Annotated in this window: 22 protein-coding genes and 5 tRNA genes; 26 read left to right on the plus strand and 1 reads right to left on the minus strand. The window is 33.0% G+C overall.

Translation table 11 applies throughout. The annotated features are described in order from the left end of the window. Nucleotides 1-2 precede the first annotated feature (2 nt). From RRF68_RS12330 to RRF68_RS12430, 21 genes are all read left to right on the plus strand, one after another. Complete coding sequence (locus RRF68_RS12330; RefSeq protein ID WP_275314888.1) at nt 3-1,619, plus strand: alanine/glycine:cation symporter family protein; 1,617 nt, start codon at nt 3-5, stop codon at nt 1,617-1,619. Between the two features lie 11 nt (nt 1,620-1,630). Further along, a complete protein-coding gene (locus tag RRF68_RS12335; RefSeq protein ID WP_315944522.1) occupies nt 1,631-2,530 on the plus strand; it encodes a ComEA family DNA-binding protein in 900 nt (299 codons plus the stop codon). Nucleotides 2,531-2,556: 26 nt separating this feature from the next. After that, nucleotides 2,557-3,723 carry an acyl-CoA dehydrogenase family protein gene (locus RRF68_RS12340; protein ID WP_218773124.1) on the plus strand — a complete coding sequence of 389 codons (1,167 nt, stop codon included), beginning with the start codon at nt 2,557-2,559 and terminating at the stop codon, nt 3,721-3,723. 309 nt (nt 3,724-4,032) lie between these two features. Further along, nucleotides 4,033-4,230, plus strand: a complete 198-nt coding sequence (gene rpsU / locus RRF68_RS12345; protein ID WP_028888499.1) for a 30S ribosomal protein S21 — start codon at nt 4,033-4,035, stop codon at nt 4,228-4,230. A gap of 87 nt (nt 4,231-4,317) precedes the next feature. Further along, nucleotides 4,318-5,205 (plus strand): tyrosine-type recombinase/integrase, encoded by an 888-nt coding sequence (locus tag RRF68_RS12350; protein WP_315944523.1) that lies wholly within the window; start codon nt 4,318-4,320, stop codon nt 5,203-5,205. 14 nt (nt 5,206-5,219) lie between these two features. Beyond that, nucleotides 5,220-5,528: a ribosome hibernation-promoting factor, HPF/YfiA family gene (gene hpf, locus RRF68_RS12355; protein WP_218773122.1), complete on the plus strand. Its 309-nt coding sequence runs from the start codon at nt 5,220-5,222 to the stop codon at nt 5,526-5,528. 99 nt (nt 5,529-5,627) lie between these two features. Further along, nucleotides 5,628-5,701: transfer RNA gene (locus RRF68_RS12360), tRNA-Thr, on the plus strand. A gap of 42 nt (nt 5,702-5,743) precedes the next feature. Continuing rightward, nucleotides 5,744-5,826: transfer RNA gene (locus RRF68_RS12365), tRNA-Tyr, on the plus strand. Between the two features lie 71 nt (nt 5,827-5,897). Then, a tRNA-Gly gene (locus RRF68_RS12370) sits at nt 5,898-5,970 on the plus strand. A gap of 17 nt (nt 5,971-5,987) precedes the next feature. Beyond that, nucleotides 5,988-6,060: transfer RNA gene (locus tag RRF68_RS12375), tRNA-Thr, on the plus strand. A gap of 75 nt (nt 6,061-6,135) precedes the next feature. Continuing rightward, nucleotides 6,136-7,323 carry an elongation factor Tu gene (tuf, locus tag RRF68_RS12380; RefSeq protein WP_315944524.1) on the plus strand — a complete coding sequence of 396 codons (1,188 nt, stop codon included), beginning with the start codon at nt 6,136-6,138 and terminating at the stop codon, nt 7,321-7,323. 56 nt (nt 7,324-7,379) lie between these two features. Then, nucleotides 7,380-7,451: transfer RNA gene (locus RRF68_RS12385), tRNA-Trp, on the plus strand. Between the two features lie 53 nt (nt 7,452-7,504). After that, nucleotides 7,505-7,696: a preprotein translocase subunit SecE gene (gene secE / locus RRF68_RS12390; protein ID WP_218773120.1), complete on the plus strand. Its 192-nt coding sequence runs from the start codon at nt 7,505-7,507 to the stop codon at nt 7,694-7,696. Between the two features lie 2 nt (nt 7,697-7,698). After that, nucleotides 7,699-8,247, plus strand: coding sequence for a transcription termination/antitermination protein NusG (nusG, locus tag RRF68_RS12395; RefSeq protein ID WP_218773119.1), 549 nt, complete (start codon nt 7,699-7,701; stop codon nt 8,245-8,247). A gap of 65 nt (nt 8,248-8,312) precedes the next feature. After that, nucleotides 8,313-8,750, plus strand: coding sequence for a 50S ribosomal protein L11 (rplK, locus tag RRF68_RS12400; protein WP_218773118.1), 438 nt, complete (start codon nt 8,313-8,315; stop codon nt 8,748-8,750). Between the two features lie 20 nt (nt 8,751-8,770). Continuing rightward, on the plus strand, nt 8,771-9,460 hold the full coding sequence (gene rplA / locus RRF68_RS12405) for a 50S ribosomal protein L1 (RefSeq protein ID WP_218773117.1): 690 nt from the start codon (nt 8,771-8,773) through the stop codon (nt 9,458-9,460). Between the two features lie 21 nt (nt 9,461-9,481). Continuing rightward, entirely contained in the window at nt 9,482-9,997 is a 516-nt protein-coding gene (rplJ, locus tag RRF68_RS12410) for a 50S ribosomal protein L10 (protein ID WP_218773116.1), read from the plus strand. A 48-nt stretch (nt 9,998-10,045) separates the two neighbouring features. Further along, nucleotides 10,046-10,417: a 50S ribosomal protein L7/L12 gene (gene rplL, locus RRF68_RS12415; RefSeq protein ID WP_315944525.1), complete on the plus strand. Its 372-nt coding sequence runs from the start codon at nt 10,046-10,048 to the stop codon at nt 10,415-10,417. Between the two features lie 236 nt (nt 10,418-10,653). Further along, nucleotides 10,654-14,466 carry a DNA-directed RNA polymerase subunit beta gene (gene rpoB / locus RRF68_RS12420; RefSeq protein ID WP_218773114.1) on the plus strand — a complete coding sequence of 1,271 codons (3,813 nt, stop codon included), beginning with the start codon at nt 10,654-10,656 and terminating at the stop codon, nt 14,464-14,466. Between the two features lie 107 nt (nt 14,467-14,573). Further along, nucleotides 14,574-18,845, plus strand: a complete 4,272-nt coding sequence (rpoC, locus tag RRF68_RS12425; protein WP_315944526.1) for a DNA-directed RNA polymerase subunit beta' — start codon at nt 14,574-14,576, stop codon at nt 18,843-18,845. A 54-nt stretch (nt 18,846-18,899) separates the two neighbouring features. Further along, complete coding sequence (locus RRF68_RS12430) at nt 18,900-19,208, plus strand: DUF3467 domain-containing protein (protein ID WP_315944527.1); 309 nt, start codon at nt 18,900-18,902, stop codon at nt 19,206-19,208. Nucleotides 19,209-19,257: 49 nt separating this feature from the next. On the opposite strand, the gene RRF68_RS12435 is transcribed toward RRF68_RS12430, so the two are convergent. Next, nucleotides 19,258-19,944: a Crp/Fnr family transcriptional regulator gene (locus tag RRF68_RS12435; protein ID WP_315944528.1), complete on the minus strand. Its 687-nt coding sequence runs from the start codon at nt 19,942-19,944 to the stop codon at nt 19,258-19,260. A gap of 103 nt (nt 19,945-20,047) precedes the next feature. Here RRF68_RS12435 and RRF68_RS12440 point away from each other — a divergent pair, with 103 nt between their 5' ends. From RRF68_RS12440 to ccoS, 5 genes are all read left to right on the plus strand, one after another. Next, on the plus strand, nt 20,048-22,420 hold the full coding sequence (locus tag RRF68_RS12440) for a heavy metal translocating P-type ATPase (RefSeq protein ID WP_315944529.1): 2,373 nt from the start codon (nt 20,048-20,050) through the stop codon (nt 22,418-22,420). Between the two features lie 39 nt (nt 22,421-22,459). Then, nucleotides 22,460-22,792, plus strand: coding sequence for an AraC family ligand binding domain-containing protein (locus RRF68_RS12445; protein WP_315944530.1), 333 nt, complete (start codon nt 22,460-22,462; stop codon nt 22,790-22,792). Nucleotides 22,793-22,795: 3 nt separating this feature from the next. Then, nucleotides 22,796-23,461, plus strand: a complete 666-nt coding sequence (deoC, locus tag RRF68_RS12450; RefSeq protein WP_315944531.1) for a deoxyribose-phosphate aldolase — start codon at nt 22,796-22,798, stop codon at nt 23,459-23,461. After that, nucleotides 23,461-24,822, plus strand: a complete 1,362-nt coding sequence (gene hemN / locus RRF68_RS12455) for an oxygen-independent coproporphyrinogen III oxidase (protein WP_315944532.1) — start codon at nt 23,461-23,463, stop codon at nt 24,820-24,822. Before deoC ends, hemN begins: the two co-directional genes overlap by 1 nt. A gap of 120 nt (nt 24,823-24,942) precedes the next feature. Further along, nucleotides 24,943-25,110 (plus strand): cbb3-type cytochrome oxidase assembly protein CcoS, encoded by a 168-nt coding sequence (gene ccoS, locus RRF68_RS12460; protein ID WP_218773106.1) that lies wholly within the window; start codon nt 24,943-24,945, stop codon nt 25,108-25,110. Nucleotides 25,111-25,116: the final 6 nt, after the last annotated feature.

Consider the following 25,116-nt stretch of genomic DNA (forward strand, 5'->3'; position numbering starts at 1 on the left):
TTATGAAGAAAAGACTTCTTACGTTGTTATTATTAATAACACCGTTGTTAACATTTGCACAAAGCAGTACTACAGATAAAATTGATACAATTTTTAAAGATTATACAGGTTGGTTTGTAAAAGCTATATTCTATGAAATTCCTTTCTCAGAAACTTTTCAAATACCTTGGGTACTTATCGTGTTAATAGGAGGGGCTTTATATTTTACTTTTTATTTTAAATTTATTAATTTTACAGGCTTTGTGACAGCAATTCAGGTTGTTAGAGGTAAATACGAAGATATTGAAAAGCACGGAGTAGATAAATTATACGGAGATCAAACTCCAGGAGGAGATGTTTTTGAAACTATAAAAGATGAAGGAGCCGACGGAGAGGTTTCTCACTTCCAAGCATTAACAGCTGCATTATCTGCAACGGTTGGTTTAGGTAATATTGCAGGGGTTGCAGTAGCATTATCAATAGGTGGTCCGGGAGCAACATTCTGGATGATCGTAGCTGGTTTATTAGGGATGGCTTCTAAATTTGCAGAATGTACTTTAGGTGTAAAGTATAGAGATGTTGGTGAAGATGGTACTGTTTATGGTGGTCCAATGTATTACTTGACAAAAGGATTAAAAGAAAAAGGAGCAGGAGGCTTAGGTAAAGTATTAGCAGTTTTATTTGCAATATTTGTTATTGGAGGTTCTTTTGGTGGTGGAAACATGTTTCAAGCCAATCAAGCAGCTGCACAGTTTACCAAATTATTTGAATTAACAGGGCCAAATGCAGGAATGTATTTTGGATTAGTAATGGCGGCATTAGTAGCTGTAGTTATTATTGGAGGAATAAAAAGAATTGCCTCTGTAACAGAAAAAGTAGTGCCTTTTATGGCAGGAATATATGTTTTAGCAGCTTTAATTATTTTATTTGCTAATTATTCATTGATAGATGATGCTTTTATGTTGATATATGAAGGAGCTTTCTCTGGATTAGGAATTGCAGGTGGTTTAATTGGAGTAATGATTCAAGGTATTAGAAGAGGTGCTTTTTCAAATGAAGCAGGTGTAGGTTCTGCAGCAATTGCACATTCAGCAGTTCGTACAAAATATCCAGCGAGTGAAGGTATTGTTGCTTTATTAGAGCCATTTGTAGATACAGTGGTTATTTGTACAATGACAGCTTTGGTAATTATTATTACAAATTTCGACGGGCAATTTATGCAGTATGGTGTAGAGATTAAAGAAGGAGTTGAATTAACAGCAATAGCGTTTGATTCTGTAATACCTCACTTCTCAATCGTATTAACAATTGCAGTTATTTTATTTGCATTTTCTACAATGATTTCTTGGTCTTATTACGGTATGCAAGGATGGAAATTTTTATTCGGTAAAGGAAAAATTACTGATTTAGTTTATAAAGTATTATTTTTAATGTTTGTAGTTATAGGTGCTTCTATTAGTTTAGGTGCAGTAATTGATTTCTCTGATGCAATGATTTTTGCAATGGTTGTACCAAATATTATAGGTGTAATTATGTTATCTCCGGTTATTAAAAAAGAGTTAATAAAATACACCAATGCAATTAATAAGAAAGAAGAAGCAATTGAAGATGGCGCTATAGATGTTAACGATCATATGTAAAATTCTTTAAAATGAAAATATTTAAATCCCATTTCTGGTATAACAAACGCCAAAGAAATGGGATTTTCTTTTTGGTATTTATTATAGTTATTCTTCAGTTTGTTTATTTCTTTTCAGATTTTTCTTCGGATGCAATAACGGATACAAGTTCAAAAGAGTTACTAACTTTTCAGAAACAAATAGATAGTTTAAAGAGTGTTGAGCTAGAGAAAAGGAAACCTAAAACTTATCCCTTTAACCCTAATTATATTACCGATTTTAAAGGAGAACAATTAGGAATGTCTCTTCAAGAAATTGATAGATTGCATGCTTACCGGGCACAACGTAAATTCGTAAACTCAGCACAAGAGTTTCAGGAAATAACAAAAGTGTCAGACAGTTTATTAAATAAGATTTCACTTTATTTTAAATTCCCAGATTGGGTTGTAAAACGTAATAAGTTAGCATCAAATAATAAATCAAAAGTTAATTCAGTGTATAAAGAGACACCGAGTAAAAGAACTTCGGTAACAACTGATGATATAAATAAAGCCACACAGCAAGATTTTGAAGCTGTTAATGGTGTTGGTGAAGTGATTTCAGAAAGAATCATAAAATATCGAAAAAAACTACAAGGTTTTTCTTTTGCATCGCAATTAAACGAAGTGTGGGGAGTTGATAAATCAACTGTAGCTAGAGTTGTAAAAAGGTTTAAGATTTATGAAAAACCACAAATTCAAAAAATAAATATAAATACGGCTACTTTTAAGGAGGTTTTAAAAAATCCATATATTGATTACGATCTCTGTAAAAAGATTTTTGAATATAGAGATGAGGCAGCTGAACTTCAAAATATTGTGGAAATAAAAAACATTGACGGTTTCCCTATTGAGAAATATGACAGAATAGTTTTATATTTGAAAGCAGAATAAACAAACAACAAACAGAATATATAATTATGAATAGTATGTACTTTACTGAAGAACATGACTTTTTTCGACAGAGTTTTAAGGACTTTTTGCAAAAAGAAGTTGTTCCTCATATAAATAAGTGGGAAAAAGACGGAACCGTTGAGCGTTTCATTTGGAAGAAATTCGGGGAAATGGGTTATTTCGGGTTAAATCAACCAGAAGAACACGGTGGTTTAGGTTTAGATCTTTTTTATACTGTGATTTTTTTAGAAGAATTACAAAAAATAAACTCAGGTGGTTTTGCAGCAAATATGTGGGCGCACGCTTACTTGGCAATGACACACTTAAATAAAGAAGGAGACGACAGAATCAAAAAAGAATATTTAACTCCGAGTATTAACGGAGATATGATAGGATGTTTATGTATTTCTGAACCTTTTGGTGGTAGTGATGTTGCAGGTATGAGAACTACTGCAATTAAAAAAGGAGATACCTATGTAATTAACGGGTCTAAAACATTTATTACAAACGGTGTGTATTCTGATTACTTAGTAGTTGCAGCAAAAACAAATCCGGAGGATAAACATAAAGGAATGAGTATTCTTTTGGTAGATAGAAATACACCAGGAATTTCATCAACAAAGTTAGATAAACTAGGTTGGAGAGCTTCAGATACGGCAGAAATTGCATTTGATAATGTAGTAATTCCTGCAGAGAATTTAATGGGCGAAGAAGGAAAAGGCTTTCCGTACATAATGCAGCATTTTGCTTTAGAGCGCTTAATAATGGCAATCAATGCACATGCAAGAGCTGAGTTTGCTGTAGATTATGTGATAACATATATGAGCGAAAGAGAAGCTTTTGGTAAAACATTAGATAAGTTTCAGGCGTTACGTCATAAAGTAGCAGAGATGGCATCTAAAGTCGATATGTGTAGAGAATATAACTATTCAATTACAAAGAGGCTAAACGAAGGTGTTTATGTGGTAAAAGAGGCGAGTATGAGTAAAATGCTATCCACAAAAATGGCAGATGAGGTTATATACGACGCTTTACAGTTATTAGGAGGTTATGGCTATATGGAAGAGTATCCGTTAGCACGTTTATTAAGAGATAGCCGTTTAGGACCAATTGGTGGAGGTACTTCTGAAATTTTGAAAGAAATTATCGCAAAAATGATCATAGATAAGAAAGAATATAAGCCAGCAACCTAATATTGTTGATTGTCGTTTTTGCGAAAATGCATTTTCTGCATCGCAAAAATGATCATAGATAAGAAGGAATATAAACCAGCAACCTAATTTTACCTTTACATTGAAGATATTTTGGGCATTCCCTTTCAGGTCGCGCTTTACACTATATCTTTTTTATAAAAAAAATAAAAAAGGATGCCGTTTCAATCGCTAATGCGACAGTGAAATTTAAAATAAGTAAAAATTTAATTGTTAATTAAAAAAGACTCAGTACATTTGCAGTCCTAAAAATAAAAATTTAGAGACTACAATGAAGGGAGGTGCTAACACATGTTAATTATTCCAATTAAAGAAGGAGAGAATATCGATAGAGCGTTAAAACGTTATAAGCGAAAGTTCAGAGACGTAAAAATCTTAAGACAATTACGCGACAAAAAACAGTTTAACAAACCATCTGTCGTTAAACGTGCTCAAATGAAAAAAGCGTCTTACGTTCAAGGATTAAGAACGAAAGAAGAAGTAAGCTAGAAATAGTTTATAAAGAGTAATATAAAACCTGTGTTGATTTATCAATACAGGTTTTTTTGTATATTTATTTCAATAAAAACAAAACCAATGCTTGTAGCAGCTTTCTTAAAATATTTAGAGCACGAAAAAAACTACTCTATAAACACTATAAATGCGTACCGAACAGATATTGTAGCATTTAAAGATTTTTGTGTGGCTGAATTTGAGCAAGAAGAGTTAACGACAATTCATTACAATCAAATTAGAACATGGATAGTGAGTCTTGTTGATAAGCAAATTTCGAATAGAAGTATAAATAGAAAAGTGAGTTCTTTAAAAACTTTTTACACCTTTCTTCAGAAAGTAAAAGAAGTTGAAGTTAATCCGTTAGCAAAACACAAAGCATTAAAAGTTCAGAAAAAAATACAAGCACCTTTTGATAAAAAAGAAATACAGCAAGTATTGGCTATTTTAAATGAAGAAGTAGATTTTGAATCAGTAAGAAATAAGTTAATTGTAGAGTTGTTGTATTCAACAGGTATGCGAAGAATAGAGCTGATTAATATTAAAGAAAAAGATATCGATTTTAGTAGGCAATTAATAAAAGTTTTGGGTAAAAGAAATAAAGAGAGGTTTGTAGTGCTGTTGCCGTCTATCTTAATTACTTTAAATCAGTATTTAGCGTTAAAAAAAGAAAAAGAATTAAAAGGAGTAGAGGAGCTTTTGATAACCAAAAAAGGGGTTAAAATTTATGAAACTCTTGTGTACCGAATAATTAATTTGTACTTTAGTAGAGTGTCCACAAAAGCAAAAAAAAGCCCACATATATTAAGGCATGCTTTCGCAACACATTTACTTAATAATGGTGCGTCGTTAAATTCGGTTAAAGAATTACTAGGGCATTCAAGTTTAGCCGCTACCCAAGTGTATACGCATAATAGCTTGGAGCAGATAAAAAAAGTGTTTAACAAGGCTCACCCTAGAGAGTCAAAATAAAGATTTAAAAAATTATGAAAGTATTCACGCAGTCAGTAAACTTTACAGCAGATAAAAGTTTGATAGATTACATTGAAAAGAAGATAGAAGGTTTAGAGAAGTTTCATGATAAGATAGTTGATGTAGAAGTTTTTTTAAAAGTTCAGAAAACAAGTGAGAAAGAAAATAAAATTACAGAAATAAAAATAAATATTCCGGGAAGTGAATTGATGGTTAAAAAACAGAATAAAACCTTTGAAGAGGGTGTAAATATTGCTGTTGACTCATTAAAAAGAAGCTTAAAAAAATCAAAAGAAAAGCATCGAGATTCATTAGTATCATAAAAAGATAAAAAATAATCTAAAAAAGCTTTAGAATATAAAAATTACTTTATACATTTGCAATCCGTTAGAAATAGCGGATTGTTTTTTATGACAATAAAAGCCGATGTAGCTCAGCTGGCTAGAGCAGCTGATTTGTAATCAGCAGGTCGGAGGTTCGAGTCCTCTCATCGGCTCAAAATAAAGAAAGTTCTTTAACATAGTTTTAAATTACCAAAGGGGAGATACCAAAGCGGCCAACTGGGACGGACTGTAACTCCGTTGTCTTACGACTTCGCAGGTTCGAATCCTGCTCTCCCCACTTTTTTAAAACCGATTAGTTAATATATCAAGCTTCAACTTTTGATTATTAATGAAAGGTTTTAAAAATACGCGAAAGTAGCTCAGTTGGTAGAGCGTCAGCCTTCCAAGCTGAATGTCGCCAGTTCGAACCTGGTCTTTCGCTCTATAATAATTATCCAGGCCGGTGTAGCTCAGTTGGTAGAGCGCATCCTTGGTAGGGATGAGGTCACCGGTTCAAATCCGGTCATTGGCTCTTTTTTAGAGTTTTTTTAAAAAAGAATTTAAAGTAACACTAAATATATTTAACTAAGAATTAAAATTAATAATCATGGCAAAAGAAACTTACGATCGTTCGAAGCCCCACTTAAACGTTGGTACAATTGGTCACGTAGATCACGGTAAAACTACATTAACTGCTGCTATCACTAAAGTATTAGCTGATGCAGGATTCTCTGAAGCTAGAGATTTTGATCAAATCGATAACGCACCAGAAGAAAAAGAAAGAGGTATTACAATTAACTCTTCTCACGTTGAATATGCAACTCAAAACCGTCACTACGCGCACGTAGACTGTCCAGGTCACGCCGATTACGTAAAGAACATGGTAACTGGTGCTGCTCAAATGGATGGAGCTATATTAGTAGTAGCTGCAACAGATGGTCCAATGCCACAAACTCGTGAGCACATCTTATTAGGTCGTCAGGTAGGTATTCCACGTATGGTTGTTTTCTTAAACAAGGTGGATATGGTTGATGATGAAGAGTTACTTGAGTTAGTTGAAATGGAAGTAAGAGAATTATTATCTTTCTATGAGTATGATGGAGATAATGGTCCTGTTGTTGCTGGTTCTGCTTTAGGAGCTTTAAATGGTGAACAAAAATGGGTTGATACTGTTTTAGAATTAATGGCACAAGTTGATGCATGGATCGAAGAGCCTTTAAGAGAAACTGAAAAGCCTTTCTTAATGCCTATTGAAGATGTATTCTCAATTACAGGTCGTGGAACTGTTGCTACTGGTCGTATTGAAACTGGTATCATCAATTCTGGTGAAGCTGTAGATATTATTGGTATGGGTACTGAGAAGTTAACTTCTACAGTAACTGGTATCGAAATGTTCCGTCAAATCTTAGATAGAGGTGAGGCAGGAGATAACGCTGGTATCTTATTAAGAGGTATTGCAAAAGAAGATATTAAAAGAGGGATGGTAATCTGTAAGCCAGGTTCTGTAACTCCACACGCTAAGTTTAAGGCTGAGGTGTATGTATTGAAAAAAGAAGAAGGTGGACGTCACACTCCATTCCATAACAACTACCGTCCACAGTTTTACGTACGTACAACTGATGTAACAGGAAATATTGTTCTTCCTGATGGTGTTGAAATGGTTATGCCTGGTGATAACTTAACTATTACAGTTGATTTAATCCAACCAATTGCATTAAACTTAGGTTTACAGTTCGCTATCCGTGAAGGTGGTAGAACAGTAGGTGCAGGTCAGGTAACTGAAATTTTAGACTAATCAATTAGTTTACATTATAAAAAGGAGTCTCTTAAATGAGAGACTCCTTTTAAAATACGGGCGTAGTTCAGCGGTAGAGCACTGGTCTCCAAAACCAGGTGTCGGGAGTTCGAATCTCTCCGTCCGTGCATAATCAAAACGAGTTGCGATTAATATCGTAACTCGTTAAAAGGATAAGAAAATGAATAACTTTATACAATATATTAAAGGTTCTTTTGAAGAACTAAATACAAATATGACTTGGGCATCTCGTGAAGAGGCACAAAAGTCTACTGTTGTTGTTGCTGCATTTACAATTGTTTTTGCTTTAGTAGTAGCAGGAGTAGATAAAGTTTTTCAAACAGGATTAGATAATTTCTTTAAAATGTTTTAATGATGGCTGATTCAGTAATGAAATGGTACGTAGTTAGAGCAGTAGGAGGACAGGAAAATAAGGTTAAAGCCTATATTGAAACTGAAATCGCTCGTTTCGGATTGACAGATTACGTAAACCAGGTAATTGTACCAACCGAAAAAGTTATTCAAGAAAGAAACGGAAAAAAAGTTAACAGAGAGAGAGTTTATTTTCCGGGTTATGTAATGGTAGAAGCTAATTTAGCAGGTGAAGTTCCTCACGTAATTAAGTCAGTAACAAATGTTATTGGTTTTTTAGGTGAAACTAAAGGAGGAGAGCCAGTGCCTATGCGTAAATCAGAAGTAAACAGAATGTTAGGAAAAGTTGATGAACTTTCTGTAAAAGATGAAAATATTGTAATTCCTTTTAATATAGGAGAAACAGTAAAAGTAATCGATGGTCCTTTTAATGGTTTCGACGGGGCAGTTGAAAATATTAATGAGGAGAAGCGTAAATTAGAAGTAATGGTTAAGATTTTCGGTAGAAAAACTCCATTAGAATTAAATTATACGCAAGTAGAAAAAATATAATCGTTACACCTATATTTAGATGTGTTTAAAGCTTCCATTTTAAACAAATCATTAAATCTTAAACAATGGCAAAAGAAGTAAGTAAATTAGTTAAACTACAAGTAAGGGGAGGTGCTGCGAATCCGTCGCCACCAGTTGGACCCGCTTTAGGTGCTGCCGGTGTTAATATCATGGAGTTCTGTAAGCAATTTAATGCACGTACACAGGACAAACAAGGTAAAGTATTACCTGTCGTGATTACTGTTTATAAAGACAAATCTTTCGAGTTTGTTGTAAAAACACCACCAGCTGCAGTACAATTATTAGAAGCGGCCAAAATTAAGAAAGGTTCAGGAGAACCAAATAGGAAAAAAGTAGCAAGTGTTTCTTGGGATCAAATTCGAGGAATTGCAGAAGACAAAATGGTTGATATGAATGCCTTTAAAGTCGAATCTGCAATGAAAATGATTGCCGGAACTGCTCGTTCTATGGGATTAACAGTAACAGGTGATGCACCTGCTTAAACTTTAAAAGATATTTAGAAATGGCAATTACTAGAAAGCAAAAAGAAGCTCGTTCTAAGGTAGATAGCTCTAAAGTTTACAGCTTAAAAGATGCATCAGCTTTAGTTAAAGAAATTACAACTGTAAAGTTTGACGCGTCAGTTGATTTAGCAGTACGTTTAGGAGTAGATCCACGTAAAGCAAATCAAATGGTACGTGGAGTTGTAACATTACCACACGGAACAGGTAAAGATGTTAAAGTATTAGCATTAGTTACTCCAGATAAAGAAGCTGAAGCTAAAGAAGCGGGAGCAGATTATGTTGGATTAGATGAGTACCTTCAGAAGATTAAAGGAGGTTGGACTGATGTTGATGTTATTATTACTATGCCTAGTGTTATGGGTAAGTTAGGACCATTAGGTCGTGTGTTAGGACCAAGAGGTTTAATGCCTAACCCAAAGACAGGTACAGTAACTATGAACGTTGCAAAAGCAGTACAGGAAGTTAAAGCTGGTAAAATTGACTTTAAAGTTGATAAAACTGGTATTGTACATGCTGCGATCGGAAAAGTATCATTTGATGCTCAGAAGATTCAGGAAAATGCAAATGAGTTACTACAAACGTTAATTAAATTAAAGCCAACAGCGGCTAAAGGAGACTATATTAAGAGTATTTTTATGTCTTCAACTATGAGTCCTAGTGTTGCTGTAGATGAAAAATCTGTATCATAAGGCAGTTAAAACTTTTTAATTATGACAAGAGAAGACAAATCACAAGTAATACAAGATTTAACAGCAAGATTAGCAGATACAAGTATCATTTATTTAGCAGATATTTCTGCTTTAGATGCAGTAACTACATCTAACTTACGTAGAGCATGTTTTAAAGCTGGCGTAGAATTAGCTGTTGTTAAAAACACTTTGCTTTCAAAGGCAATGGAAGCTTCTGATAAAAATTTCGGAGATTTACAGGATGTTTTAAAAGGTAATACTTCAATGATGATTGCTGAAGTTGCAAATGCACCAGCAAAAGTTATTAAAGAGTTCAGAAAAAAATCAGACAAACCTTTATTAAAAGGAGCATATGTTGAAGAGGGAGTTTATGTTGGAGATGACCAATTAGACTCACTAGTTAACATTAAGTCTAAAGAAGAACTTATTGGAGATATTATCTCGTTATTACAATCACCTGCTAAGAATGTTGTTTCAGCATTACAATCAGGAGGTAATAAATTATCAGGTATTTTAAAGACGTTATCAGAAAAATAATTTCGCGCACTAATAAACTAAATAATAAAAATTTCAAAAACAATTAAAATGGCAGATTTAAAAGATTTCGCAGAGCAATTAGTTAACTTAACAGTAAAAGAGGTTAATGAATTAGCTGATATTTTAAAAGATGAGTATGGTATTGAGCCAGCAGCAGCAGCAGTAGCAGTAGCAGGTCCAGCAGCAGGAGGAGATGCAGCAGAAGAGCAAACTGAATTTGATGTAATCTTAAAAGCAGCAGGTGGTTCTAAATTAGCGGTAGTAAAGTTAGTTAAAGAATTAACTGGATTAGGTTTAAAAGAAGCTAAAGCAATCGTTGATAGTGCACCAGCACCAGTCAAAGAAGGAGTATCTAAAGATGAAGCAGAAGGTCTTCAAAAATCTTTAGAAGAAGCAGGAGCTGAAGTAGAGCTTAAGTAAGCTATACTCCCGAGTTAAAACGGGATAAAACAATTAAGGTTTAGGTACTAGGAACTCATGTTTCTAGTCCTAAACCATTTTGTGTATATATTCGTTCTTTATTTTATTACTGTTTTAGACTAGTGATAATACGACTATAAAGAGCTGATTTTAAGTCAGCAAAGCAATTAAAATTGCATTATTGAAACTATATAGTTTCAAAAAATAATATTTTTAATTTAAAAATAGCATCTCTTTTGGCAACGATAAACACTACTGAAAGAATTAACTTCGCATCATCGCAATTAGGTACCGACTATCCAGATTTTCTAGATATACAGGTAAAGTCATTCCAAGACTTTTTCCAATTGCAAACTAAAGCAGATGAGCGTGGTGAAGAAGGTTTGTACAAAACCTTCATGGATAACTTTCCGATTACAGATACACGTAATCAATTTGTATTAGAATTTTTAGACTACTTTGTAGATCCACCTAGATATAGCATTCAAGAATGTATAGAAAGAGGATTAACACATAGTGTACCATTAAAAGCAAGATTAAAGCTTTATTGTACAGATCCTGAACACGAAGATTTTGAAACAATTGTTCAAGATGTGTATTTAGGTACAATTCCTTACATGACTAATTCTGGTACCTTTATTATTAATGGTGCAGAAAGAGTTGTGGTTTCTCAGTTACACCGTTCACCTGGTGTTTTCTTTGGACAATCTTTCCACGCAAACGGAACCAAGTTATACTCTGCAAGAGTAATTCCTTTTAAAGGATCTTGGATAGAATTTGCAACTGATATCAATCAAGTAATGTACGCTTATATTGATAGAAAGAAAAAATTACCAGTAACTACGTTATTCAGAGCCATCGGTTTTGAAAGAGATAAAGATATATTAGAGATCTTTGATTTAGCGGAAGAAGTAAAAGTTTCTAAAGCAGGATTAAAGAAGGTATTAGGGCGTAAACTAGCAGCTAGAGTTTTAAAAACTTGGCATGAAGATTTCGTTGATGAGGATACAGGAGAAGTTGTATCTATTGAGCGTAACGAAATAGTTTTTGACCGTGATACTATCATAGAAAAAGAACATATTGATGAAATAATCGATGCAGGTGCTAAAACTATCTTATTGCATAAGGTAGATAATGACATGGCAGATTATGCAATCATTCACAATACATTACAGAAAGATCCTACCAATTCTGAAAAAGAAGCAGTAGAACACGTATATAGACAATTACGTAATGCTGAGCCGCCAGATGAGGAAACAGCAAGAGGAATTATTGAAAAATTATTCTTCTCTGAACAGCGTTATAGTTTAGGTGAAGTTGGTCGTTTTAGAATGAATACCAAATTACAGTTAAACGAACCAATTGATCAGAAGGTATTAACAAAAAATGATATTATTACGATTATCAAATACTTAATTGAGTTAATTAACTCGAAAGCAGAAGTAGATGATATCGACCACTTATCTAACCGTCGTGTAAGAACTGTTGGTGAACAATTAGCAGGTCAATTTGGTGTAGGTTTAGCTCGTATGGCTCGTACTATTCGTGAAAGAATGAATGTACGTGATAACGAAGTATTTACTCCGATTGATTTAATTAATGCGAAGACATTGTCTTCAGTAATTAATTCGTTTTTTGGTACTAACCAGTTATCTCAATTTATGGATCAAACCAATCCATTAGCAGAGATTACGCACAAACGTCGTTTATCTGCACTAGGACCTGGAGGTTTATCTAGAGAAAGAGCAGGTTTTGAGGTTCGTGATGTTCACTATACACATTACGGTCGTTTATGTCCGATTGAAACGCCAGAAGGGCCGAACATTGGATTAATTTCATCTTTAGCTGTATTTGCAAAAGTTAATAATTTAGGTTTTATCGAAACACCTTATAAAAAGGTAATCGAAGGAAACATCGAGTTAGACCAAGAGCATATATATTTAAGTGCTGAAGAAGAAGAAGGAATGAAATTTGCACAATCTAATCTAGAGATTAATGCAGATGGAGATTTTGTTGGAGATAAATTAATTTCACGTGAAGGGGGAGATTTCCCTGTAGTTACACCTACTGAGATTGATTATATGGATGTTGCTCCTAACCAGATAGCATCTATTTCAGCGTCGTTAATTCCTTTCTTAGAGCATGATGATGCCAACCGTGCATTAATGGGATCGAACATGATGCGTCAAGCAGTTCCATTATTACGTCCAGAATCACCAATTGTAGGTACAGGATTAGAGCGTAGAGTTGCTAAAGATTCTCGTATCTTAATCAATGCTGAAGGTGCTGGAGTTGTTGAGTATGTTGATGCTAATAAGATAAAAATTAAGTATGATAGAACTGATGAAGAGCGTTTAGTAAGCTTTGACTCTGATGATATTTCATATAACTTAATTAAGTTTAGAAAAACGAATCAAGGTACGAACATTAACCTTAAACCAATTGTAAAAGTTGGTGATAGAGTTGAAGAAGGTCAAGTACTTTGTGAAGGTTATGCAACACAAAAAGGAGAATTAGCTTTAGGAAGAAACATGAAAGTAGCCTTTATGCCTTGGAAAGGGTATAACTTTGAGGATGCGATTGTAATTTCTGAAAAAGTTGTTCGTGAAGATATTTTCACTTCTATACATATTGATGAATATTCTTTGGATGTTCGTGATACGAAATTAGGAGCTGAAGAATTAACAAACGATATTCCTAACGTTTCTGAAGAGGCTACAAAAGACTTAGATGAAAACGGAATGATTCGTATTGGAGCAGAGGTAAATCCTGGTGATATCTTAATTGGTAAAATTACACCAAAAGGAGAATCTGATCCAACTCCTGAAGAAAAATTATTAAGAGCTATCTTTGGTGACAAAGCAGGTGATGTAAAAGATGCATCATTAAAAGCGTCACCATCATTAAGAGGTGTAGTAATTAATAAGAAATTATTCAAACGTGCTGTAAAAGATAAAACAAAACGTGCTCGTGATAAAGAAGCAATTGCAACTTTAGAGGCGTCTTATGTTCATAAGTTCGAAGATTTAAAAGATGTATTAATTGAAAAATTATTCAATTTAATTACAGGAAAAACGTCTCAAGGTGTATTTAATGATTTAGGAGAAGAGGTTTTACCAAAAGGTAAAAAATTCACTCAAAAAATGTTAAATTCTGTAGGTGATTTTACACACTTACACGGAACTTGGACGACAGATAAAGACTTAAATAGATTAGTTGTTGAATTAGTTCACAATTATAAAATAAAAGTTAACGATTTACAAGGTTCTTTACGTCGCGAGAAATTTACTATTTCAGTAGGGGACGAATTACCAGCAGGAATCTTAAAACTTGCAAAAATTTATGTTGCTAAAAAGCGTAAATTAAAAGTAGGAGATAAGATGGCAGGACGTCACGGAAACAAAGGTATTATTGCTCGTATTGTAAGAGCAGAAGATATGCCTTTCTTAGAAGACGGAACACCAGTTGATATCGTATTAAATCCATTAGGAGTACCATCTCGTATGAATATTGGTCAGATTTATGAAACAGTTCTTGGATGGGCAGGTCAAAAATTAGATCAAAAGTATGCTACACCAATTTTTGATGGAGCAAACATTGATCAGATTAATGCCTTAACAGATGAAGCAGGAATTCCACGTTACGGACATACATATTTATATGATGGAGGTACAGGGAAACGTTTCGATCAACCAGCAACGGTAGGTATAATTTATATGATTAAGTTAGGTCACATGATTGAAGATAAGATGCATGCGCGTTCTATCGGACCTTACTCATTAATTACACAACAACCATTAGGAGGTAAAGCTCAGTTTGGTGGTCAGCGTTTTGGAGAGATGGAAGTTTGGGCACTTGAAGCATATGGTGCATCGAGTATCTTACGTGAGATCTTAACAGTGAAATCTGATGATGTATTAGGTAGAGCCAAAACTTACGAGGCAATCGTAAAAGGTGAAACTATGCCAGAACCAGGTTTACCAGAATCTTTTAACGTATTAATGCACGAACTGAAAGGTTTAGGATTAGACGTTAAATTAGAGGAATAACAAACAGTGAAATATTGGTAGGTAATTATTTTAATTACCTACCAATAAATCATTTTAAATATACGCTTCATTAGAGGCAAATTTTTAATTCGAATCCATTACTCATTATGGCAAGAAAGAACGAAAAATACACTGTTAAAAAGTTTAACAAAATTTCAATTGGTTTAGCATCACCAGAGTCTATTTTAGGCGCTTCAAGAGGTGAGGTTTTAAAACCAGAAACTATAAACTACCGTACACATAAACCAGAAAGAGATGGTTTATTCTGTGAACGTATCTTCGGTCCTGTAAAGGATTATGAATGTGCATGTGGTAAATACAAACGAATCCGTTATAAAGGAATTATTTGTGACCGATGTGGAGTAGAAGTTACTGAGAAAAAAGTACGTAGAGATAGAGTAGGTCACATTAATTTAGTGGTACCTGTAGCTCACATTTGGTATTTTAGATCATTACCTAACAAAATGGGATACCTTTTAGGTTTGCCATCAAAGAAGTTAGATATGATTATTTACTACGAACGTTATGTAGTAATTCAACCAGGTGACGCTAAAACTGTTGACGGAGAGCCATTACAAAAAATGGACTTCTTAACAGAAGAAGAGTATTTAGATATTTTAGATACACTTCCACAAGAAAATATGTATTTAGATGATACAGATCCTACGAAGTTTATTGCTAAAATGGGAGCTGAATGTTTAATTGATTTATTAGAAAGAATCGATTTAGAATCATTATCATTTGAATTACGTCACAAAGCAAATACAGAAACTTCTAAACAACGTAAAAACGAAGCTTTAAAACGTTTAAATGTTGTAGAAGCTTTTAGAGATTCTCAAAAAAATAGAGAAAACAACCCAGAGTGGATGATTATGAAGGCGGTACCAGTTATACCACCAGAATTACGTCCGTTAGTGCCATTAGATGGTGGTCGTTTTGCTACTTCAGATTTAAATGATTTATACCGTCGTGTAATTATCCGTAACAATCGTTTAAAGCGATTAATGGAAATTAAAGCACCAGAGGTTATTTTACGTAATGAGAAACGTATGTTACAAGAATCAGTAGATTCATTGTTTGATAACACACGTAAATCATCTGCAGTAAAAACTGAATCTAACAGACCATTAAAATCTTTATCTGATAGTTTAAAAGGTAAACAAGGTCGTTTCCGTCAAAACTTATTAGGTAAACGTGTTGATTATTCTGCACGTTCGGTAATTGTTGTTGGACCAGAATTAGCATTATCAGAATGTGGATTGCCAAAAGATATGGCAGCAGAATTATACAAACCTTTTGTTATTCGTAAGTTAATAGAAAGAGGTATTGTAAAAACTGTAAAATCTGCAAAGAAAATTATAGATAGAAAAGAACCTGTTGTTTGGGATATTTTAGAAAATGTAATTAAAGGGCATCCAGTTTTATTAAACCGTGCACCTACATTACACAGACTTGGTATACAAGCATTTCAACCAAAATTAATTGAAGGAAAAGCAATTAGATTACATCCACTTGCTTGTTCTGCCTTCAATGCCGATTTTGATGGGGATCAAATGGCAGTTCACTTACCATTAGGACCTGAAGCTATTTTAGAAGCACAGTTATTAATGTTAGGGTCACACAATATCTTAAACCCTGCTAATGGTGCACCTATTACGGTACCATCTCAGGATATGGTATTAGGTCTTTATTACATGACTAAAGAAAGAAAGTCTACTCCAGAAGTGCCTATTAAAGGTGAAGGATTAACTTTCTATTCTCCAGAAGAGGTTATTATAGCCTTAAATGAAGAAAAAGTAGACTTAAATGCAGGTATTAAAGTTCGTACACACGATGTTGTAGATGGGCAAGACGTTACTAGAATTATAGCAACAACAGTTGGTAGAGTTTTATTTAACGAAAAAGTACCAAAAGCAGCTGGATATATCAATGAGGTTTTAACTAAAAAATCATTAAGAGGAATTATTGGAGGGATTTTAAAAGTTACCAACATTCCTGCTGTAGGAAGTTTCTTAGATGAAATTAAAAATATGGGATATAGATATGCCTTTGAAGGAGGTTTATCATTCTCATTAGGAGATATCATTATTCCAGAAGAAAAACATAGCATGATTGCAGAAGCTAATAAAGAAGTGGATGTAATTGTAGGAAACTACAACATGGGTATGTTAACACAAAAAGAACGTTATAACCAAGTAATTGATGTTTGGGGATCTACGAATAATAGATTAACAGAATTATCTATGAAGCGTTTACGTGAAGACCAACAAGGATTTAACTCAGTATTTATGATGTTAGATTCTGGAGCACGTGGATCTAAAGAGCAAATTCGTCAGTTAACAGGTATGCGTGGATTAATGGCAAAGCCTAAAAAATCGACAGCTGGTGGTGGAGAAATTATTGAGAATCCAATTCTTTCTAACTTTAAGGAAGGATTATCTATTCTTGAATACTTTATATCAACACACGGTGCACGTAAAGGATTAGCCGATACCGCATTAAAAACAGCCGATGCAGGATACTTAACACGTCGTTTAGTAGATGTATCTCAAGATGTAATCGTAAACGAAGTTGATTGTGGTACTTTAAGAGGGTTAGAAGTAGCTCCATTAAAGAAAAATGATGAAATCGTTGAATCTTTAAGTGATCGTATTTCAGGTCGTACATCATTACATAATGTTTATGCTCCAAACTCTGAAGATCTTTTAGTTGGTTCAGGTGAATTAATTACACCTAATTTAGCTGATAAGATTCAAGCATCAGGAATTGATAAAGTAGAAGTTCGTTCTGCATTAACATGTGAATCTCAAAGAGGTATTTGTGAAAAATGTTACGGACAATCTTTATCAACAGGTAAAAAAGTTCAAAGAGGTGAAGCAGTTGGTGTAATTGCAGCACAATCTATTGGAGAGCCTGGTACACAGTTAACATTACGTACATTCCACGTTGGTGGGGTTGCAGGAAACATTTCTGAAGAGAATAAGTTAATTGCAAAATTTGATGGTAAAGTTAAGATTGAAGATTTACGCACAGTAAGTGGTAAAGACAACGACGGTAAAGAAATTGAAATCGTTATATCACGTACAGCGGAAATTAAAATTATTGATAAAAAGACTGATATCGTATTAAGTACAAACATTATTCCTTACGGATCGATTATCTTTAATAAAGATATAAAAACCATCAAAAAAGGAGATGCAGTATGTCAATGGGATCCATTTAACGGAGTTATCGTATCAGAATTTGATGGTAGAGTTAAGTTTGACAATTTAGAGCAAGGTATTAATTACTCTGTTGAAATTGATGAACAAACTGGTTTCCAAGAAAAGGTAATGATCGATTCTAAAAATAAGAAAATCATTGCTTCATTAATTATTGAAGATGCTGATGGTAATGCTTTACGTTCGTATAGTTTACCAGTAGGTGCTCACTTAATGGTTAGTGATGGCGACAAAGTAGCGTCTGGTCATACATTAGTTAAGATTCCACGTAAGTCTGGTAAAGCAGGGGATATTACAGGAGGTTTACCACGGGTAACAGAATTATTTGAAGCACGTAACCCATCTAATCCAGCAGTAATTGCTCAGATTGATGGTGTAGTATCTTTCGGTAAAATTAAGCGTGGTAATCGTGAGATTATTATTGAATCTAAAACAGGAGATATTACTAAGTATTTAGTGAAATTATCTAACCAGATTTTAGTTCAAGAAAACGATTTCATTAAAGCAGGTATGCCGTTATCTGACGGAGCAACAACTCCTATAGATATTTTAAATATTAAAGGACCTTCTGCAGTACAAGAATACTTAGTAAACGAAATTCAAGAAGTATATCGTTTACAGGGTGTGAAAATTAATGACAAGCATTTCGAAGTAGTAGTTCGTCAAATGATGCGTAAAGTTAGAATTATTGATTCTGGAGATACTTTATTCTTAGAGAATCAATTAATTCATAAGAACGACTTTATTACAGATAACGATGCTATCTACGGAATGAAAGTTGTTGAAGATGCTGGAGACTCAGAGAATTTACAACCAGGTCAAATGGTTTCAGCTCGTCAATTAAGAGATGAAAACTCAATTTTACGTAGAGCAGATAAAAACTTAGTAGCCGCTCGTGATGCTCAGCCAGCAACAGCTGAACAAGTATTACAAGGTATTACTAGAGCTTCGTTACAAACGAAGTCGTTTATATCAGCAGCGTCATTCCAGGAAACGACTAAAGTATTAAACGAAGCCGCAGTAAACGGTAAAATAGATACCTTAGAAGGATTAAAAGAAAATGTAATTGTTGGTAAACGTATACCAGCAGGAACAGGAATGAGATCTTACGATCGTCAGATTGTTGGACCTAGTGATGAAATGGAGAAAAATTTATAATTTCTAATACAAAAGGCCTCTAAATTTTAGAGGTCTTTTTTTATAACTTATATTATGGAAGAAAATAAAGATCCACAATTAAATATTGAATTAGATCAAGATGTTGCTGAAGGAACGTATAGTAACCTAGCAATTATTAATCATTCAGTATCTGAATTTATAGTAGATTTTATTAATATAATGCCAGGTGTACCTAAGGCAAAAGTAAAATCGAGAATTATTTTAACACCACAACATGCTAAAAGACTTACAAAGGCTTTAGCTGAAAATGTTAGAAAATTTGAACAAGCGCACGGTGAAATAAAAGATTATGAGCAGATGCCTATTCCGATGAATTTTGGAGGAACAACCGGTGAAGCTTAAAAATTTAAAACGTCTATTATTAGGCGTTTTTTTTGTTTTAAATAGAAATTTAAAATCCTGTAGAAATATCTTTTAAAGCTTGAATATCAAGAATAAAAACTTCTTTACCTTTTAAGTTTATTATTTTTTTCTTTTTAAATTCAGAAAGTAATCGAATTGCCGATTCGGTAGCTGTACCAATAATATTAGCAATATCTTCTCTAGATAAAAGTATATCTAAAGCTCCGTTTTCATTTTTAGCAAATCTATCATCAAGACTTAGCAATGTTGCAGCTAAACGTTGTTTAACAGTTTTTTGAGCCATATCAACAATAAAATTATCAGCTGATTTAAGCGTTAAAGCCATGTTTTTAAGAATATCCATTGTAAACTTAGGGTTTCCTTCTAAATCCCTAACAATTTCTTCTTTAGGAATAAAACAAACTTCCATATCATTTACAGCAATAGCTTTTAAGTTAGAAGCTTCATTGTTTATTAAACTTCGTTCACCAAGTATGTCTCCTTTTCTAACCAAATTTACAATTTGGTCTCTACCGTTATCACTCATTTTAGAGACTTTACAAACGCCGTCTTTAATACAAAAAACCCCATTTATATGTTCCCCTTCTTCAAATAAAACCGATCCTTTTTTTATTGTTTTAGAAGTTTTACAACCAGCAATTCTAACTAATTCATCTTTTGTAAGAGATTTTAAAGAATTAAATTGACGAATAATGCATTGTTCACATTTGCTCATGTTAGCGGTCTGTTTAGGAGATTCAAATATAACTAAAAGCTGATAAATATCATGTTTTAATAATTGACGATAGTAGATATTTGTACTAGGCAAAAGAGTAAATATGGAAAACACACTATGTTTTCATTGTGGTAACGAATGTGACACAAAAACAATTTCTGTAAAAGAAAAGTTTTTTTGTTGCAATGGATGTAAAACGGTTTTTGAAATTTTTTCAGAAAACGATTTAACCTGTTATTATGATTTTCAAAACAATCCAGGAGCTATTCCTGAAGAAATTAAAGGAAAATACGATTTTCTAGACAACGTAGCTATTGTTGATAAACTATTAGAGTTTAATGATGGTAACATACATGTTGTAAATTTATATATTCCACATATACATTGTAGTTCGTGTATTTGGGTATTAGAAAATTTACATAAGTTGCAAAGAAATGTTAGTGCTTCGCAAGTTGATTTTCCTAAAAAGACAGTACGGATCACGTATAATTCTGAAACCATTTCATTAAAAGAAATTGTAGTGCTGTTAAGCTCTATAGGCTACGAACCTTATATTAGTTTAGAGGATTATGAAGTAGGGAAAAAGAAAGTAGATAGAAGCTTGATTTATAAATTAGGCATCGCTGGATTTTCTTTCGGAAATGTAATGTTTTTATCATTTCCAGAATATTTTGAAGTATCAGGTTTTTGGTTAGAGCACTATAAAGGAATCTTCCGTTGGTTAATGTTTGTATTCTCATTACCTGTAGTTTTTTATGCTTCGCAGGATTATTTTATTTCGGCTTATAAAGGGTTGCGTTCTAAAATTTTAAATATTGATGTTCCGATTGCTTTAGGTATTGCTGTTTTATTTATCCGAAGTTCGGCAGAAATTATTTTTGATTTGGGAACAGGTTTCTTTGACTCTTTAACAGGATTGGTTTTCTTTTTATTATTAGGGAAGTTTTTTCAGCAAAAAACCTACAATTTCTTGTCTTTTGAGCGTGATTATAAATCGTATTTTCCGATTGCTGTTACAAGGATTTCATCCGAAGGAAAAGAAGAAAATGTACAGATATATGATGTTGAAAAAGGAAATAGACTGCTAATTAGAAATCAAGAATTAATTCCCGTAGATGGAATTTTGATAAACGGTGATGCTAAAATTGATTATAGTTTTGTTACAGGAGAAGCTATTCCTGTATCAAAAAAATCAGGAGATAAATTATTCGCAGGTGGAAAACAATTATCTGGAATTATAGAAATGGAAGTTTTAACGTCGGTTTCACAAAGTTATTTAACGCAATTATGGAGTAACGATGTGTTTAAAAAAGATAAAAATTCGTCTTTTAAAACATTAACAGATCGTATTAGTCAGCATTTTACAATTACAATATTATTAATCGCATTTATTGCTACTGCATTTTGGTTGTATTTTGATGCAAGTAAAGCGCTAAATGTATTTACGGCAGTGTTAATTATAGCGTGTCCGTGTGCCATTGCTTTAGCTGCACCGTTTACTTTAGGAAACATGTTGCGTATTTTAGGTAAGAAGAAATTTTATTTAAAAAATGCTACTGTGGTAGAGCAATTAGCAGCAATTGATAGTGTAATTTTTGATAAAACAGGAACTTTAACAACCAGTAAAGAAAATGAAATTGATTATAAAGGTGTTGAGTTGTCATCCGAAGAAAAAGCACTATTAAAAAGTACGTTGCGAGCTTCAAACCATCCGTTAAGTAGAATGTTATACGGTTCTTTAAAAGAAGAAATGATTTCTGTGACCAATTTTAAAGAGTTTACTGGAAAAGGGATTGAAGCGACATCAAAAGAAACCAAAATAAGAGTTGGATCTTCTTCTTTTGTGAAAAATACGGAAGAACAAATTAATCTAGATACCTCTGTTCATATTCGTGTGAATGATGAATATAAAGGAAAGTATATTTTTAAAAATGCCTATAGAAACGGTGTTGGAGATTTGTTTTCTGAATTAAATTTTAACTATAATTTAGCTGTTGTTTCTGGTGATAATGAAGGAGAAAAGAAATATTTAGAAACGTTGTTACCAAAAAACACTTCGTTTTTATTCAATCAAAAGCCAGCAAATAAATTGCATTATGTGGAAGAATTACAAAATAAAGGAGCGCATGTAATTATGATTGGTGACGGACTTAATGATGCAGGGGCCTTGGCACAGAGTAATGTCGGAATTTCATTGTCAGAAAATATCAATGTGTTTTCACCTGCTTGCGATGCTATTTTAGATGCTTCTAAATTCAATCAAATAGCGAGTTATATGAAAGTTTCAAAAAAAGCAATTAAAATAATTAAGTATAGCTTTATACTTTCTTTATGTTATAATTTAATAGGATTGTATTTTGCAACAACAGGTCAGTTAAAACCTGTAATCGCAGCAATTTTAATGCCTTTAAGTTCTATTAGTATTGTGGTATTTACAACTGTTGCAACAAATTTATTAGGAAGAAAAATAAAATAGTAATTACCAAATCCGTAATGGATATTTAATAAAAAATATATGAAGATAGCATCATTTTTAGAAGAGGTAAATTTCAATGAAAATAAGCCAGCAGTGTCATTATTACTGGATACTGATTTTTCGAAAGAAATACGAATAGTATTCAAAAAAGGACAGATAATGAAAGATCATCAGGCGCCATTTGCTATTATTGTTCAGGTATTAAAAGGTTGTATTGATTTTGGTTTAGAAGGAGAAGTAAAACAATTAAATACAGGTGATTTAATTTCATTAGAACCAAAAATAATTCATAATCTTACAGCTGTAGAAGAGAGTGTTGTGCGATTAACTTTATCGAAATTAGACACTATAAAGAGAGTTAAAAACATATAAATTATGCAAATAAATAAATATATAGATCATACACTACTAAAAGCAACAGCAACAAGAAGTGAAATTATTCAATTGTGTAGTGAAGCAAAGGAACATGCTTTTTATGCAGTTTGTGTAAACGGATCGTATGTTAAATTAGTAAAAGAAGAGTTGCAAAACACGAATGTGAAAATTGCGGCTGTAATCGGATTTCCTTTAGGAGCGATGACTACAGAAGTAAAAGTTTTTGAAGCACAAAATTGTATAGAAAACGGAGCATCAGAAATTGATATGGTTATTAATATAGGTAAATTACTAGATGGCGAAATTGCGTATGTTGAAAATGAGATTAGATTGATAAAAGAAGCTATTGGTAAAAACACATTAAAAGTGATTTTTGAAAATTGTTATTTATCAAAAGGACAAATTAAAGAGGTATCGCAATTAGCGGTTAATGCAGGAGCAGATTTTATAAAAACATCTACAGGATTCGGAACAAGCGGAGCAATTACAACTGATATTCAAATAATGAAAGAAGTTACGAATGATAAAGTGCAAATAAAGGCTGCCGGCGGAGTGAGAGACAAAGAAATTGCTGAAGAATATATTACTATGGGTGTAACTCGTTTAGGAACATCATCGGGAGTGTCTTTAGTTACAAAAGGAGTCTCAGATAAAGGTATATATTAATGAATTCACTTATACAAAAATATAATATTCCGGGTCCAAGATATACGAGTTATCCGACGGTTCCGTATTGGGATAACGAAACGTTTTCGAAAGAAAACTGGATTGAAACATTTAAAAAATCATTTGTACAAAGTAACGCTACAGAAGGAATTAGTATTTATATCCATTTACCTTTTTGCGAAAGTTTATGCACATTTTGTGCCTGTCATAAACACATTACAAAACGTCATGAAGTGGAAGAAGATTATATAGACACTGTTTTAAAAGAATGGAATTTATATACTGATTTAGTAGATGAAACACCTATTATAAAAGAGATTCATTTAGGTGGAGGAACACCAACTTTTTTTTCAAAAGAACAGTTAAAAAAACTTATTGATGGATTATTTGTTAACGCAAAAAGACATGAGAATTACGAATTTAGTTTTGAAGGTCACCCTAATAATACGACAAAAGAACAACTACAAACCTTGTTTGATGTTGGCTTTACACGTGTAAGTTATGGTGTACAAGATTATAATGAGAAAGTACAAAAAGCCATTCATAGAGTGCAGCCTTTTGAAAATGTGGAGAAAGTAACGCGTTGGGCAAGAGAGATAGGTTACGCATCTGTTAGTCACGACTTAATTTTCGGATTACCATTTCAAACTAAAGAAAATGTAATTCACACGATTAATAAAACGAAAGAATTACAGCCCGATAGAATTTCTTTTTATAGTTATGCACATGTACCTTGGGTAAAAGGTGTTGGTCAACGAGGGTTTAACGAACAAGATTTACCAAAAAATGAAGAGAAGCGTAAACTGTACGAAATAGGTAAGGAGCTGTTCGCCGAAATGGGTTATGTAGAAATAGGGATGGATCATTTTGCACTAAAATCAGACAGTTTATATAGAGCTACTCAAGAAAAAACATTGCACCGTAATTTTATGGGGTATACTGCCAATAAAACACAATTAATGATTGGTTTAGGAATGTCGGCAATATCAGATTCTTGGTACGGATTCGCACAGAATGTAAAAACGGTAAAAGAATATCAAAAAATAGTAAACGAAGGAGAAATTCCTGTTTTTAGAGGACATATTTTATCCGAAGAAGATTTAATTATCCGAAAGCATATTTTAAATATTATGTGTCATTTTTCCACTTCGTGGGATGTTGAGCATTTACAGGTGAAGAATATTGAAATCCTTTTAGAAAAATTACAAGAAATGCAATCAGACGGTTTGGTTTCTATAGCAGGAAATATTTTAAAGGTTCCTGAAAAAGCAAGACCATATGTGCGTAATATTTGTATGGCGTTCGATAAAAGATTACATAAAAATAAGCCAGAAACGAAGTTGTTTTCAATGACTATTTAATTATATAACTCGAAGAAATTCTTCGAGTTTTTTTTATTTTAAAAATAACGAAACATGACAAATGTCATATTTTAAGAAAAGCTTCACAAGTATCTTTGATGTATAATTATCAGGCAAGATATGAGCGTTATTTACTTACTACTTACACTAAGTATTTTAGTGGCATTAATTTTTTTTATTGCATTTATTGTTTCAGTAAAAAATGGGCAGTACGATGATTCGTACACGCCATCTGTTCGTATGCTTTTTGATGACGAATTGGTCAAAGATGAAACAAAAAAGTCTTAGACTGTT

The organism is Tenacibaculum sp. HL-MS23, assembly GCF_032463465.1.
GTDB lineage: Bacteria > Bacteroidota > Bacteroidia > Flavobacteriales > Flavobacteriaceae > Polaribacter > Polaribacter bernardetii.

What these genes read in the sequence shown, in the direction of transcription:
- RRF68_RS12330 (WP_275314888.1), top strand. Translation starts at nt 3, where the DNA reads ATGAAGAAAAGACTTCTTACGTTGTTATTATTAATAACACCGTTGTTA.
- RRF68_RS12335 (WP_315944522.1), top strand. Translation starts at nt 1,631, where the DNA reads ATGAAAATATTTAAATCCCATTTCTGGTATAACAAACGCCAAAGAAAT.
- RRF68_RS12340 (WP_218773124.1), top strand. Translation starts at nt 2,557, where the DNA reads ATGAATAGTATGTACTTTACTGAAGAACATGACTTTTTTCGACAGAGT.
- rpsU (WP_028888499.1), top strand. Translation starts at nt 4,033, where the DNA reads ATGTTAATTATTCCAATTAAAGAAGGAGAGAATATCGATAGAGCGTTA.
- RRF68_RS12350 (WP_315944523.1), top strand. Translation starts at nt 4,318, where the DNA reads ATGCTTGTAGCAGCTTTCTTAAAATATTTAGAGCACGAAAAAAACTAC.
- hpf (WP_218773122.1), top strand. Translation starts at nt 5,220, where the DNA reads ATGAAAGTATTCACGCAGTCAGTAAACTTTACAGCAGATAAAAGTTTG.
- tuf (WP_315944524.1), top strand. Translation starts at nt 6,136, where the DNA reads ATGGCAAAAGAAACTTACGATCGTTCGAAGCCCCACTTAAACGTTGGT.
- secE (WP_218773120.1), top strand. Translation starts at nt 7,505, where the DNA reads ATGAATAACTTTATACAATATATTAAAGGTTCTTTTGAAGAACTAAAT.
- nusG (WP_218773119.1), top strand. Translation starts at nt 7,699, where the DNA reads ATGGCTGATTCAGTAATGAAATGGTACGTAGTTAGAGCAGTAGGAGGA.
- rplK (WP_218773118.1), top strand. Translation starts at nt 8,313, where the DNA reads ATGGCAAAAGAAGTAAGTAAATTAGTTAAACTACAAGTAAGGGGAGGT.
- rplA (WP_218773117.1), top strand. Translation starts at nt 8,771, where the DNA reads ATGGCAATTACTAGAAAGCAAAAAGAAGCTCGTTCTAAGGTAGATAGC.
- rplJ (WP_218773116.1), top strand. Translation starts at nt 9,482, where the DNA reads ATGACAAGAGAAGACAAATCACAAGTAATACAAGATTTAACAGCAAGA.
- rplL (WP_315944525.1), top strand. Translation starts at nt 10,046, where the DNA reads ATGGCAGATTTAAAAGATTTCGCAGAGCAATTAGTTAACTTAACAGTA.
- rpoC (WP_315944526.1), top strand. Translation starts at nt 14,574, where the DNA reads ATGGCAAGAAAGAACGAAAAATACACTGTTAAAAAGTTTAACAAAATT.
- RRF68_RS12430 (WP_315944527.1), top strand. Translation starts at nt 18,900, where the DNA reads ATGGAAGAAAATAAAGATCCACAATTAAATATTGAATTAGATCAAGAT.
- RRF68_RS12435 (WP_315944528.1), bottom strand. Translation starts at nt 19,944, where the DNA reads ATGAGCAAATGTGAACAATGCATTATTCGTCAATTTAATTCTTTAAAA.
- RRF68_RS12440 (WP_315944529.1), top strand. Translation starts at nt 20,048, where the DNA reads ATGGAAAACACACTATGTTTTCATTGTGGTAACGAATGTGACACAAAA.
- RRF68_RS12445 (WP_315944530.1), top strand. Translation starts at nt 22,460, where the DNA reads ATGAAGATAGCATCATTTTTAGAAGAGGTAAATTTCAATGAAAATAAG.
- deoC (WP_315944531.1), top strand. Translation starts at nt 22,796, where the DNA reads ATGCAAATAAATAAATATATAGATCATACACTACTAAAAGCAACAGCA.
- hemN (WP_315944532.1), top strand. Translation starts at nt 23,461, where the DNA reads ATGAATTCACTTATACAAAAATATAATATTCCGGGTCCAAGATATACG.
- ccoS (WP_218773106.1), top strand. Translation starts at nt 24,943, where the DNA reads ATGAGCGTTATTTACTTACTACTTACACTAAGTATTTTAGTGGCATTA.